10 protein-coding genes and 1 riboswitch are annotated in these 12,743 nt (G+C 61.0%); of the genes, 6 read left to right on the top strand and 4 right to left on the bottom strand.

What is annotated here, in order from left to right:
- Nucleotides 1–17: 17 nt before the first annotated feature.
- Nucleotides 18–1,073: an imelysin family protein gene (locus L867_RS25500; RefSeq protein WP_051439028.1), complete on the bottom strand. Its 1,056-nt coding sequence runs from the start codon at nt 1,071–1,073 to the stop codon at nt 18–20.
- A 490-nt stretch (nt 1,074–1,563) separates the two neighbouring features.
- Here L867_RS25500 and ric point away from each other — a divergent pair, with 490 nt between their 5' ends.
- Together ric and cobT are read left to right on the top strand one after the other, a co-directional pair.
- Nucleotides 1,564–2,220 (top strand): iron-sulfur cluster repair di-iron protein, encoded by a 657-nt coding sequence (ric, locus tag L867_RS0115715; RefSeq protein WP_028737764.1) that lies wholly within the window; start codon nt 1,564–1,566, stop codon nt 2,218–2,220.
- 1,426 nt (nt 2,221–3,646) lie between these two features.
- Nucleotides 3,647–3,776, top strand: a riboswitch (cobalamin riboswitch).
- Between the two features lie 83 nt (nt 3,777–3,859).
- The gene (gene cobT, locus L867_RS0115705) at nt 3,860–4,921 is read left to right on the top strand and encodes a nicotinate-nucleotide--dimethylbenzimidazole phosphoribosyltransferase (protein ID WP_051439027.1); all 1,062 of its coding nucleotides are present in this window, start codon (nt 3,860–3,862) and stop codon (nt 4,919–4,921) included.
- Between the two features lie 128 nt (nt 4,922–5,049).
- On the opposite strand, the gene L867_RS25495 is transcribed toward cobT, so the two are convergent.
- Both L867_RS25495 and L867_RS0115695 read right to left on the bottom strand, forming a co-directional pair.
- Nucleotides 5,050–5,307 (bottom strand): DUF6455 family protein, encoded by a 258-nt coding sequence (locus L867_RS25495; RefSeq protein ID WP_037173569.1) that lies wholly within the window; start codon nt 5,305–5,307, stop codon nt 5,050–5,052.
- Nucleotides 5,308–5,410: 103 nt separating this feature from the next.
- The gene (locus L867_RS0115695; protein ID WP_028737762.1) at nt 5,411–6,577 is read right to left on the bottom strand and encodes a cytochrome P450; all 1,167 of its coding nucleotides are present in this window, start codon (nt 6,575–6,577) and stop codon (nt 5,411–5,413) included.
- A gap of 149 nt (nt 6,578–6,726) precedes the next feature.
- Between L867_RS0115695 and L867_RS26990 the strand changes: the two genes are divergently transcribed.
- The 4 genes from L867_RS26990 to L867_RS0115675 all read left to right on the top strand — a co-directional run bounded on the left by L867_RS26990 (nt 6,727) and on the right by L867_RS0115675 (nt 11,579).
- The gene (locus tag L867_RS26990) at nt 6,727–7,458 is read left to right on the top strand and encodes an MOSC domain-containing protein (protein WP_084638589.1); all 732 of its coding nucleotides are present in this window, start codon (nt 6,727–6,729) and stop codon (nt 7,456–7,458) included.
- A gap of 191 nt (nt 7,459–7,649) precedes the next feature.
- Nucleotides 7,650–8,102: an Rrf2 family transcriptional regulator gene (locus tag L867_RS0115685; protein ID WP_232363945.1), complete on the top strand. Its 453-nt coding sequence runs from the start codon at nt 7,650–7,652 to the stop codon at nt 8,100–8,102.
- A 380-nt stretch (nt 8,103–8,482) separates the two neighbouring features.
- Nucleotides 8,483–9,463 (top strand): sugar-binding transcriptional regulator, encoded by a 981-nt coding sequence (locus L867_RS0115680; RefSeq protein WP_028737759.1) that lies wholly within the window; start codon nt 8,483–8,485, stop codon nt 9,461–9,463.
- Nucleotides 9,464–9,524: 61 nt separating this feature from the next.
- Entirely contained in the window at nt 9,525–11,579 is a 2,055-nt protein-coding gene (locus tag L867_RS0115675; RefSeq protein ID WP_028737758.1) for a bifunctional aldolase/short-chain dehydrogenase, read from the top strand.
- A 98-nt stretch (nt 11,580–11,677) separates the two neighbouring features.
- Here L867_RS0115675 and L867_RS0115670 read toward each other — a convergent pair whose 3' ends face one another.
- Nucleotides 11,678–12,721, bottom strand: coding sequence for a substrate-binding domain-containing protein (locus tag L867_RS0115670; RefSeq protein ID WP_028737757.1), 1,044 nt, complete (start codon nt 12,719–12,721; stop codon nt 11,678–11,680).
- Between the last annotated feature and the right edge of the window lie 22 nt (nt 12,722–12,743).

The raw sequence follows: 12,743 nt of genomic DNA, 5'->3' as shown, positions 1-12,743 counted from the left end.
CACTGCCAATCGCCTGGTCAACCGTTGATCGTCACGCCGGATTTCGCTGCCGCCTGCAGGATCATGGCGACGATCCTGTCGGCGATATCCTGCGCCTCGTTGCCGAGCGCGTCCGCTTCCTCAACTCCGAATTTCGCCCCGGCCGCCTCGCGCGAATGCGTGTCGTCGACCAGCGTCAGAAGTTCCTTGAAACCGGCCGTGATCCGCTGATCGAGGTCCGCGTCGGCGGCCGCGACCACCGGCGAGATCGCCTCGGAATACATCTTGCGGCAACCGTTCATGATGCCCTGCACGTCGGTGAGGCGGCTCTGGGCGACGAAGGCGCCGATCTCGCCGGTGATGAATTGCGATTCCTTCCACTCGCCGAAATAGTCGCCGACCGTCGGAGTCATGACGACGACCGAGGTGAAGGCATCCTGGCGATTGGGGGCCCAGGCCGACATGTCGGTCTCGAGCGTCTTTGCCCAATGGACGAGCGCCTGGGCCGCGCCCTGGCCGAGATTGGCGTCGAACAGCATTTCGCCACGAATGATCTTGCCGTCCGCGTCGAGATCCGCCGGCAGCTTCACACCCTTCTCGTCCATCCCCCAGAACAGCGGTTCGGTGATGCCGTGGAACAGATTGCCCGGGCGCTGAAGTACGGTTCCGTCGGGCAGCTTCAGGTCGTATTCCGCAACATCCTCGGCTTCCGAACCCGGATTGCCGGCATCGAGGATCAGATCGTATTTTGCCGTCGAAGGAATGCCGGCGACGATGCCCTCGATCGTCTCGTACTGGTTCGAGGTCTCCAGCCAAAGAGTGCGAATGGCAGCGATCTGACGGGAGAGTCGCGCGCCATCGGCCTCCCAGGCTTTCGTGTAGTCACCGCCGTGACCGGCGATAACGCCGGCATAGTCTGCGACGGCCACCTCCAGCAGTTCGGCCTGGGCCACCAGCCGGCGATTGTGATCCAGCGTGAACTGTTTGACATTCGCAAGCCCCCGGCTTTCCGCATCGCCCGCGGCACTGGCCGCGCACGGCGCCAGAAGGGTCGAGGAAAGCAGAAGGATGAGGACCGGCTTGCGCATGTTCATGGCGGAATCCTTTTGTGAAAGTTCTCTTGCGTTGAATGGAGTAGCAGTGACGCGTCAGGCGCGAAACGTCAGTTGCGAATGCCTATCAGTTGCGACACTCCAGATCTTTGCGTCAGCGCAAATCTGGACAATTATTTGAAGGTATACCTGAAGGCACCCCGCCAGTGCCCCTGCGAGCAATCAAACATGCCGCGCAGCACCGGGCTCCGTGGCGCGCGGCAAGATCATCCCGAGCCCCCTAATACTCGGGATGCCGCAGTTTGGTACGTGTGTCAGAAGGCCACGCGCGCCGACACCTCGATGCTCCGACCATAGCCGGGCAACTCACCGAACGAAGGGCGATACTCCTCGTTGAGGATGTTGTTGAAGCGGGCGTCTGGCCGTTGCGCCGTGTTTGCGACGGCGCAACGACCAGACGAGAAAACGCCCGCAAGTTCACCGACATGATCGAGCCTGAAGGCTCGATAAGTCCATGAACGTAGGAACGGCCATGACGGATATCGATTTCAGCCAGACAGTCGGAAAGGTCGCAACGACAGTGCCAGGAGCAGCCGACCTGTTCCGTCGCCACGGGATAAGCTTCTGCTGCGGTGGCGCTGAACGGATCGACACAGCCGCAGAAAAAGCCGGCCTCTCGCCCGACGCGTTGCTGACGGAGTTGAAGACGCTGATGCTTGCCAGTCATCGGGAGGCTCCGGAGGGAACGGTGGAACTGATCAACCACCTGCGCAGCCGCTACCACGAAACACACCGCAGTGAACTGGTATGGCTGATCCCGCTTGCACAGAAAGTCGAGCGTGTTCATGGCGCCCATCCTCAAGCCCCTGTAGGCCTCGCCGATCTTCTGGAGCGCATCCACGCCGATCTCGAGGGCCATATGAGCCGCGAAGAGGCTCTTCTATTCCCATTGATGGAGCGGAACGACAAGGCGGTGCTGACACAACCGATCGCGCAGATGCGCCATGAGCATGACGTGGAGGCACGGCATGTGGCCGCACTCGAACATGTCACGGGCGGCTTTACTTTGCCGGTTGGCGCCTGCAATTCGTGGCGTGCTCTTTACACCAGCGCGAAGAAGTTCTCGGAAGATCTCGTGGAGCATATGCATCTGGAGAACAACGTGCTTTTTCCTCGCTTCGCCGGCTGACGCCGACGATGCCGTTCAACTCGAGAAAAACCATGACGAGCAACAGCGAATACAGGGCCTCCGCCGAGGGCCTGTTCCGAACCTGGATGGATAGTGCGCGTCCCTGTGCCGGACATATCTCCGAATGCCGACCGCACGACGCGGACTGTAACTGGATGTGCGACGCCTTCGAATGCATGGCAGTGTGCTGCGGCAATGACATGGTCGGCCATGTAATGGACCGCTTTTCGACCTTGAGCGACGCGCGACACGAAGGTTTGCGCCAAGTGTGAGGTCGAGCCGATTGAGGCTTGCGCCCATGCCGAAGAGAAAGTGCACCAGCAGACCCAAAGCGGCGCTACTACGCTCCCCGGAAATGGAGCAGGTTGGCAAATGCCTCCCGAAGTGCCAGAGCGGCATCCGGCCGCGAGAAGGGAAGGCGACCGGAGAAGCATCCCAAACCAGTAACGACGGCGACCGGATAACGACGAACGAGCCTGCGCGTCTTGTTGATCCGTCGAATTGCGCCGACCAATCGCGTCCGTCACATGCCTAGATCGCCATCGCCCTGCCAATGCACGGGTCGACACCATCGGCGATGAAGGAAAGCGATTGCCAGTTCTTGTCGCAAAGGCGGCGATGGCTATCAAGGGAGATAGCCCTCTGCCGGATCTAAAGGCTGAAGACGAGGGAGACGGTCTTACCTCTCAAGCCGAGCCAATCGCCGATCTCGGTCCGCGTGAGTGGCAGACTGAGCGTCCCGCGTGAAATCGGGTCAGCACCGAGTTGCAGGCGAGATCCATAAGGACCGTGGCGATCCTTTGAACGACCGTCTTTCCGCATAAGAGTGCGACATGCCGGTGGGAACGGTCAAGGTTTTCGACGAGAGCTTCGTGAATCATGCGGGCGCGCTTGCGAAGGCTGAGCACCTCGTACCGGCATTCTATGCGCACTTGGGCTAAGCTCGGCCTACTGGGATGGACAAAGATACGGCCCGGACCATAGACGTCAACGACCTGTGCAATGCCGTTGGCCGCAAGCCGGCTATGCACAATGCATCCCTCGTGGATATGGTAGACTGGTTCATCGGCGCGATCAGAAGCCGTGAGGATCGTGCCGATTGGGAAGATTTCCATTGCTGCCGCGTTTTTCCGCCGATTGTCCTCGATTGGCCGGGATACCACACGGTGTTCTGGGGATACCATCAAGTTCATTGTCGAAGACCTTCAGTGACAGAAAAGCCGCATTTTTTCCAGGAAGCTGGAAACACCAGTCAGGGCGAGTGCCCCAATCTTCATTCATAGGAAGTGGACACGACGGCCGCTTCTTTGAGCCCGCGCAAGCACTCACGAGTTTTCGCCGGAAAAGGTCGTCTGCCGCCTGATCAAAATCACCTTTCAGATTGTCGGTCGGGAGTGCATGCCCTACGAAACATGTTGCAACTAACGGAACCCGGTGAGAATCCGGGGCGGTCCCGCCGCTGTAACCAGATACGTGTGTCAGGAGGCATTGGCCGCCACTGTCCGCTTGCCGGATGGGAAGGTGCCTGCACCCGGTCAAGCTGGAAGTCAGAAGACGCGTTGCCACATCCTGAAACCGTCCGATGGCAAAGGGCGGGGCAATTGCTCATGCGAGCTTCGGTGTCACGTGGAGGACCCGTATGTCTGACCCAAACAGCCTTCCGACAAGGCAACAGTCCCTTGCACCCATAAAAGACCTCTCAGCCCTGCGCCGAATGCTGCAGGACCTGCCGCCCGGAAACGAACACGCAGCAGGCGCAGCGGCAGCGCGAGAGGAGATATTGACAAAGCCGCCGGGAAGTCTCGGCAGGCTCGAAGAAATCGTCGCCTGGCTGGCCCGCTGGCAAGGACGCTACCCCCCTGTCATGGATGATCCGCAAGTGTGCGTTTTCGCGGGCAATCACGGCGTGGCAGAAACCGGTGTGTCGGCCTATCCTCCGGTTGTCACAGAGCAGATGGTGCAGAACTTCGAGCGCGGCGGAGCGGCTATCAATCAGTTGAGTGCCGAACTCGGCGCCAAGGTGACCGTCGTGCCGCTTGAGCTGGCTCGTCCCGTCAACAACTTCCTACATGCCCCGGCCATGACCGAGGGCGAGTTCCTCGATGCATTCCAGTCCGGGATGCATGCGGTTCGACCGGGCGCCAGCGTGCTTTGCCCCGGCGAGATGGGCATCGGCAACACCACTGCTGCCTCGGCCATATGCTTCGCCCTTCTGGGCGGCAACCCGGCGGACTGGTGCGGGCGAGGGTCCGGGATCTCGATCGGAACGGTAGAGCGCAAGGTCGAGGTTGTCTCCGAGGCCGTTAGACTGCATGGAAACGCCATAAGCGACGGGCTGGACGCCTTGCGCATCCTGGGCGGACGCGAAATCGCCGCGATGGCCGGATCGATTGTCGCGGCGCGCCTGCTTGCGATACCGGTCATGCTCGATGGTTTCATCTGCTCGGCAGCCGCCCTCGCGCTCCACTGCAGCGGACCTGGAGGCCTGGCGCACTGCATGGTCGGTCACAGCTCGATGGAGCCCGGGCATCGGCGGCTTCTCGCCCATCTCGGATTTCGGCCGCTTCTCGATCTTGATCTGCGACTGGGCGAAGGAACCGGAGCAGTATTGGCCACCCTTGTGGCAAGGGCAGCGTTGAGATGCCACCTCGGCATGGCGACATTCACCGAGGCCGGCGTGCATAGGAGCGTCGATAGGTAGCAGAATCCTTGCGGGACGCGAGAGACATCGGTCCGCCGCGTCCTGCGTCCCCGTTTCGGGTCGCGGCGCTGCCCGGCTTGAAATCCGCAGGAGCTGAAGCGGAATCGCGCTTCTCTTGGAAACAGCCCCTAGCTGTGGGCGCCGAAGAAGCGCCGGTTGCCACAGAATTCCGGTGCCGCTTTCGGCTGGCCTTCGCAATGCGAAAGCCACACTTTGCATGCGTCGCTGTGGCGACAGAAAAGGCAGGATCTCACCGCCCGCGCCAAGCTCAGTCCGAGCTGTTCCTGTCCTGCCAATTCCTGATTGACGCCCAGCCGATCCATCATCACGCTCATCAAATACGACTGGTGCTCCAACCTCGTGGCGATTCTTTCGACGATACCCATATTACCCTCCCGTTTTGCAGCTATCCGAAATTAGACATAGCGATATCCTTCGCTCCAGCTCTTGATCCCGAGCAAGCTAAACGAAGCGATCCTTCGCGTGCCCCTAGTAGTCGGTCCGCAGGAAAACTGCCGCGAAGCCGCTTGCGGGATAGACCGCACGCCATGGCTCGGCACCCTTCAGAAGCGAAAACGGCCCAATCGTGCTCAGCAGTTCATCGATCATGACCCTCAGCTGCATTCTCGCCAGAGCAGCACCCGGACAAATGTGGATGCCCGCGCCGTAAAGCAGGTTTGGTGTCTGGTCGCGTTCGGGGCAATACTGATCAGCCGCCTCGAAGACCCGGGCATCGCGATTGGCCGAAGCCCAGATCACCGTCATCCGCTCCCCGGCCCCCATCCGACGCCCACCGATTACCACGGGCCGCAATACCGTTCGTCGGCTCGATATCAACGGTCCGTGTATGCGCAGAATTTCCTCAATCGCGGCCGAAAGGCCCGAGCGATCGAGGCGTAGCTGGGTCTGGGCCCCGGGGTTTTCGACAAGAAAATGCACGATGATGCCGACGCAGGCCGCAATCGTACCCAGTTCCCCCACCGTCCAGTTGCGCAGGATGCTCACGATTTCGCCGTGATCGAGCCGCTTGCCGTCTACCGTCTGGCGGACGAGGCTGGTGGTGATGTCGTCCGGCGCGGCGCTACCAGCCTCTTCTCGCAATTCGAGCTGGGAGCGGATATGCCCGTCGAACTCGAGGGCGATGGCTGCCATGGCATCGGTATCGCGCGCAAGCGTGGCTTCGCGATTCTTGCGCACCCATTGAAGCAAAGGCTCATGCAGCGATGCGGGCCAGCCGAGAAAGCCGCACTGGATTCTGACGGCATAGGGCTCGGCGAGACAGGCCATCACTTCGAAGGATGGGGCGTCCCTGAGCGCCTTGAGAAGATCGCCGGCTATCCGGCGACATTCGGGTTCGAAGGCTTCGACCCGTTCCTGGGTGAAATAGGGATCGATCATCCGCCGATAGACGGTGTGTTGCGGAGGGTCCATGCCGTTAGGCACCGACGGGTGCCGTGAGACAACATTGCTGAACGTTTCGTGATCGGTGAGAATCTGCAAAATATCGGCATGGCGGAAAAAGGACCAACCGAGATAGTCGCTGCAGGCGACCGGACAGGTTTCGCGCATATGATCATAGGCACGGATTTGGTCGATCTGAACCTCTGCGCTACGGGGATCCCAGTCACGACAGCGCTCATCCGAAGATGCGTCCACGACGGATTTCCTTCCATTTGCCGATATCATATGTTTTGGTTCCCCTTCCACAGGTCCGCGGCTACAATGCAGCAGTTGGGGGCAGGGTCTTTGTCTTCACGCAAAGAACTCAAATGCCGGCTTCTGCAAAACCGACTGTGAGATTGCACATGACCGGAGAGACGGAATTGCCCGCCCAGACAAGGCAGTTTGCAATTGCTGAAGTCAGAATTGGTGGGGCGAAAGCCTTTGGACCAGGAACGGCTCGGTCGGCGATCGACAAACGATCCGTTACAACTCCGCTGCTGGCAAGTGCGCTCGGACTAGTGGGCGACGAACAGGCAGATCTTCGCCACCACGGTGGTGTGGACAAGGCGATCCATGCCTATAGCGCGGCGCACTATCCCAAATGGGCGCTGGACCTTCCGGAAGCCGCAGATCATTTCCGAACCGGCGGCTTCGGAGAAAACCTGGTGGTCGAAGGCGCGACCGAGGCTGATCTTTGTCTGGGAGATCGGTGGCGGGTTGGACAAGCACTGCTGGAAGTCTCCCAAGGCAGGCAGCCCTGCTGGAAGCTGAATATCCGCTTTGAGGTGCCCGACATGGCGCGCCGGGTGCAGGCGACTGGTCGCTCCGGTTGGTATTTCCGTGTGATAGAACCGGGCCAGATCAAGGCGGGCGACCATGCTTCGCTTGAGGAACGTCCCGCAGCTGATTGGCCACTGACACGGGTCACGGATCTATTCTACAGAGACAAGCTCGATCGCCCGGCTCTGGCCGCTTTTGCCGCCCTTTCCGGGCTCCCGGAAAGCTGGCGCGATCTGGCCGAGCGCCGCTTGCGAAGCGGTGAGGTGGAAGACTGGGGAGCCCGCCTGAATACGCCGAGGGCGGCTATTCCCTGAAAATCCAGCAGACGGTCTTCTGCGGAATCGCCGCTATCACGACATCGTGAGCGACTTTGATTGTTGTGCGCCGGCAGCGAAGAGGAATAGGAAGCATGGGAATTTGATCGCGGCCAGAACGATCACGCGGATCTGTAATACCTCTTTTGGTATTCAGAGCCGACGACAGCTGCGAGGCTATGCCCATGCGAATGACCCTTCACACCGACTATGCCTTGCGAATGCTGATCTATATGGCGACACAACCCGACGATCTGTGCACGGTCAATGATGTCGCGGAGGCCTACCAGCTTCCGCGCAATCACCTTCTGAAAGTGGCCCAGACCCTGCGTGATCTGGGATTCGTCGAAACAACCCGTGGCCGGGCCGGGAGCGTCCGGCTGGTCAAGCCGCCGGGGGAGATCGTACTGGGAGCGTTGGTCCGTGCAACCGAGGAGGAGTTTTCGCTCGCCGAATGCATGCAGGCGCAGGGCCGCCCCTGCGCAATTTCGCCGGCCTGTCAACTCAAAGGCATGCTGCACGAAGCACTGGCCGCATTTCTGGCTGTCCTCGATAAATACACACTCGCGGACATCGCAAGTGACCTGGATATCCTCGGTCCCTTCCTTGGCATCAATGTCAAGGCCACGCCGGAGAAAGGATAGCACACAGGTAGCGGAATTGACGCTGGCAGAGCTGGATTGCTCAGGCGACGGGCTGCTCATGTCAGCGGATACAGCGACCCTGTCGCGTGCAGCTGACTAGCGAAATCAACGCCCTCGAAATGCAGTACGGCATATTCCGGCTATCGGCCAATGCATCGTTTCATGTCCGAGGACGGCGTAGCAGCTCTCCGTATCCCGAAGCGCCTCGAAACCCGGCATCTGGACCTCAATCATTCGTCGAACACTCGGTAACGAGGCCGACCAAAAGAAATGTTCTGTGCTGAAGCTCATTTCAGAATCAATAAACGAGGCGAAAGCACCACATTGACTTTTGTCAGCGTTGATGAATTATGTCAGCAACGACCTCATGAAGGACAACCATGCCGATCCGCGCCGCCGATCAAATCATCCACAAGGCCGCTTGGCTTTACTACACGCATGGCCTGCGCCAGGACGAAGTAGCCCAAAGGCTGGAGATTTCTCGAGCCTCGGTCGCTATGTATCTGCGCCGTGCGCGCGAGATCGGCATTGTTACGATCACTACCTCGTCAGAACTATTCTCCGATGACGTCCTCGCCCGCGAGCTGGAGGACGCGACAGGGCTGACGACGGCATGGATCGTGCCGGAGGACCGGCAGGCCATGGACCCCGCCGCCGAAATGCCGGTGGTCGCCGCCTCGGTCTTCCTCGAACTCATAAACAAGGGCGAGCGGGTTGGCGTGGCCTGGGGCCGCACCGTCTACCACATTGCCGACGTCATGCCCTTCGCGGATCTGCGCGGTGTCACTGTCGTGCAGCTCTGTGGCAATCTCGGCGCACCCTACTCCTATCGCCCCGACCAATGTACGACCGAAATCGCCCGTCGCCTCAATGCGGAAGGCATCAACTTCTATGCCCCTCTCGTGCTCTCCTCGGAGCGCCTTGCCGAGGAGTTACGCGGCGAACCAGTCATCCGGGAGCAACTCGCGGCGATATCCGATTGCCAGCTGGCACTCTATTCCGTCGGCGGCATCGAGGAAGACAGCCATCTCGTCAAATGCGGTGCTCTTTCAGCGCAAGGCATGCATGAAATGGGTGAAAAGGGGGCGGCCGGCGTCATTGCCGGACAGCTCATCGACCACGACGGCCGCTGGATGGATTGCGCGCATAATCGACGCTGCATCTCTGCCGATCTTGATTCCATCCGCGCGATCAAGAAGCGGATGCTCGTCGTGCAGGAAGACAACAAATTCGAGCCGCTGATCGCGGCGCTGAAGGGTGGGTTTGCCTCGCATCTGGTCATCACCAGCTCAATGGCACGGCGGGTTCTGGAACACTGGAGCCGCGAGCGGCTCGGTAAGGGCGGTTTAAGCATGGCTTGAACCTCTAAAAGAATGGGTCCGCCGATGCCGGCCGGGCCGGTTTATCGGGAGGCTGAACACGATGGAAAATCTCTGGCGCGACGACGAGGCGGAAAAGGTCGTTGCAAGCTATGCCGCCAAAGGCGTCAACCGTGACCTGGCGCTACGCACCTATACGACACGCCTGCTCGGCGGTGAGCCGAGGCTCGTGCTGCACGGCGGCGGCAATACCTCGGTCAAGACCGAGATGACCGACCTCGTCGGCGACACGCATGCCGTTCTGTGCGTCAAGGGCAGCGGCTGGGACATGGGCACGATCGAACCGGCTGGCCTGCCAGCCGTCAAGATCGGCTCGCTTCTGAAAAGCCGCAAGCTAGAGAAACTCTCCGACGAGGACATGGTGACGCTGCTGCGTGCCAATTTGATCGAACCGGCTGCTCCAAACCCGTCCGTGGAGGCGCTGCTGCACGCCTTCTTGCCGCACAAATTCGTCGATCACACCCATTCGACCGCCATTCTCGCGATCGCCGACCAGGCGAAGAGCCGGGAGATGAGCGCCGAACTCTTCGGCAGCAAGATGGGTTTCGTGCCCTATATCATGCCCGGTTTCGCGCTCGCCAAGGCGGCGGCAGAGGTGTTTGAGCAGGATCCCACGGTCGAGGGCCTGATCCTTGACAAACACGGCATCTTCACCTTCGGCGACACTGCCAAGGAAGCCTATGACCGGATGATCCACTACGTCACGGTCGCCGAGGATCACGTCAAGAACAACGGCCACAATCCCTTCACGCCAGCCAGCCTGCGGACCGAGCTGGCAAGCGTCACCGATATCGCCCCCCTGCTGCGCGGCGCCGTCGCCGTTGCCAAGGGCGAAGGTCGCTATGACCGCATGGTGAGCGTGTTCCGCACCTCCCCGACCATCCTCGACTTCGTGAATGCGGAGGAAGTCACCGACATGGCGGCACGCGGCGTTTCCACGCCCGACCTCTCGATCCGCATCAAGACCGGCCCCATGGTCCTGACGGCGCCGGCCAAGGACGACGTCGCCGGCTATCGCGCCGTCATCGATGAACGGGTCGCCGCCTTCATCGCCGATTACACCGAGTATTTCCGCAGCAATGATGCCCGCGACGACGTCAAGCGCATCATGCTCGATCCCATGCCGCGACTGACGCTGGTGCCGGGCCTCGGCATGTTTGGCCATGGGCGGACTTTCAAGGATGCGACGATCGCCGTCGATGTCGGAGAAATGTGGATCGAGGCTGCGCGAGACGCCGAATCCGTCGGACGCTTCGAGCCGGTCAGCCGGCCGGATCTTTTCGACCTTGAATACTGGTCGCTGGAACAGGCGAAACTGGCTGGCGCCAAGCCGAAACCCTTCACGGGCCAAATCGCCGTGGTCACCGGCGGTGCCGGCGCCATCGGTGCCGCCGTGGTCAAGGCCTTCGCGGCCGAGGGCGCCCATGTCGTGGCGCTTGATCTCGACGGCGAAAAGGCGGCGGCCGTCGCCAAGTCGGCCGGCAACAGCTCGATCGGCATCGCTTGTGACATCACCGATCCCGCTTCCGTGCGCGCCGCCTTCGACAAGACGATCGCCACCTTCGGCGGCGTCGACATCGTCGTATCCAACGCCGGTGCCGCCTGGGAAAGCCCGATCGCCACGATGGACGACGCGCTGCTGCGCAAGAGCTTCGAGCTGAACTTTTTCGCCCACCAGACCGTGGCGCAGAATGCGGTACGCATCATGAAGGCGCAGAAAACCGGCGGCGTGCTGATGTTCAATGCATCCAAGCAGGCGGTCAATCCGGGCGCAAAATTCGGCGCCTACGGCCTGCCGAAGGCAGCAACGCTCTTCCTGTCGCGCCAATACGCACTTGAGCACGGCGCCGACAATATCCGCGTCAACGCCGTCAATGCCGATCGCATCCGCTCAGGCTTGCTCAACGACGAGATGATCGCCAACCGTGCCGCCGCCCGCGGGCTCTCCGTCAAGGAGTACATGGGCGGCAACCTGCTCGGCCTCGAGGTGACGGCCGAGGACGTGGCCCGCGCCTTCGTGCACCACGCGCTCGCCGAACGCACGACCGCCGACGTGACCACCGTCGATGGCGGCAATATCGCGGCGGCAATGCGCTGATCTTTAGAACGGGGCAGGCACCTGCCCCGTCTTCCACCGACCAATGCAGAAGGGGCGGCCCGCTGGACCGCCCCTTGTTCATTTCCCTCAATCGGAAATCAGGGCTTGGGCATCCATGCCGGCATGGCAACATCGGCATGGGCAAACTGCGGCAGCTTCACGCCGAGCTCTTCCATGTTCTTGATGTCCTGATCGTTGAGATCCTTCTGCGTGATCAGTGTCGGCGGCACGATGACCTGCTTGCCCGGGTCTTCGCCGGCGAGCAGCATGGCGAGCGAGCGCACCGAAACCTGACCGACCACGGCCGGGTTCGTCGCAGCCGTCGCGACCCAGGCGGAACCGGTTTCGCGCATGGCGGCGATGTCAGAGGTCGAGATGTCTGCCGAGTAAATCTTGACGCTGGAGGACAGGCCCGCTTCGTCGACGGCGATCTTCACGCCCTTGGCGAATTCGTCGTAGGGGGCAAACATCACGGTGATATCGGGGTTGGCGGAGATCACCGAACGTGCCTGATTGGCGACCGAATTGGCAATCGGGTTGTCCATCGTGCCGAACTGAGCGGCCTCGTTGATTCCCGAATACTTTGCCTTGAACTCCTTCCAGGTCTCGTCGCGGCGGTCGAGCGGCGCAATACCGGCGACGTAGACGTAACCAGCCTTGAAGCTCTCGCCATTGTCCTTGACGGCCTGCTCGAGCGCCAGGCGGGCCAGGTCGCGGTCGGACTGCTCGACCTGCGGGATCTTGTCGTTCTCGACATTCACGTCGAAAGCGACGACCTTGATGCCGGCGTCCACCGCACGCTGGGCGGCTTCCTTCATCGATTCCGTCAGGCCGTGCTGGATGATGATGCCCTGTACGCCAAGCGCAATGGCCTGATCGACCATATCGGCCTGGAGCGCCGCGTCCTGGCGGCTGTCGAAAACCTGAAGCTGAACGCCGAGCGCCTTGGCCTGCGCCTCCACGCCTGCAAGGTAGGACTGGAAGAAGTCGCCGGTCGACAGATAACGCACGAGCGCGATCTTCACGTCGCCCGGCTTGTCGAACGGCTTCGGCATATCGGCGGCAAAGGACGGCACGGCGAATGCCGTGGCGGACATCAGCCCGAGCGTAATTTTGCCCAGGGTTCTACGCGTAAAATTCATTTCAGTCTCCTCCACTGGTGAA

Origin of the sequence: Paenirhizobium selenitireducens ATCC BAA-1503 (genome assembly GCF_000518785.1) — a bacterium.
GTDB classification, from domain to species: domain Bacteria; phylum Pseudomonadota; class Alphaproteobacteria; order Rhizobiales; family Rhizobiaceae; genus Allorhizobium; species Allorhizobium selenitireducens.
This window is presented reverse-complemented; position numbering and strand designations above follow the sequence as displayed.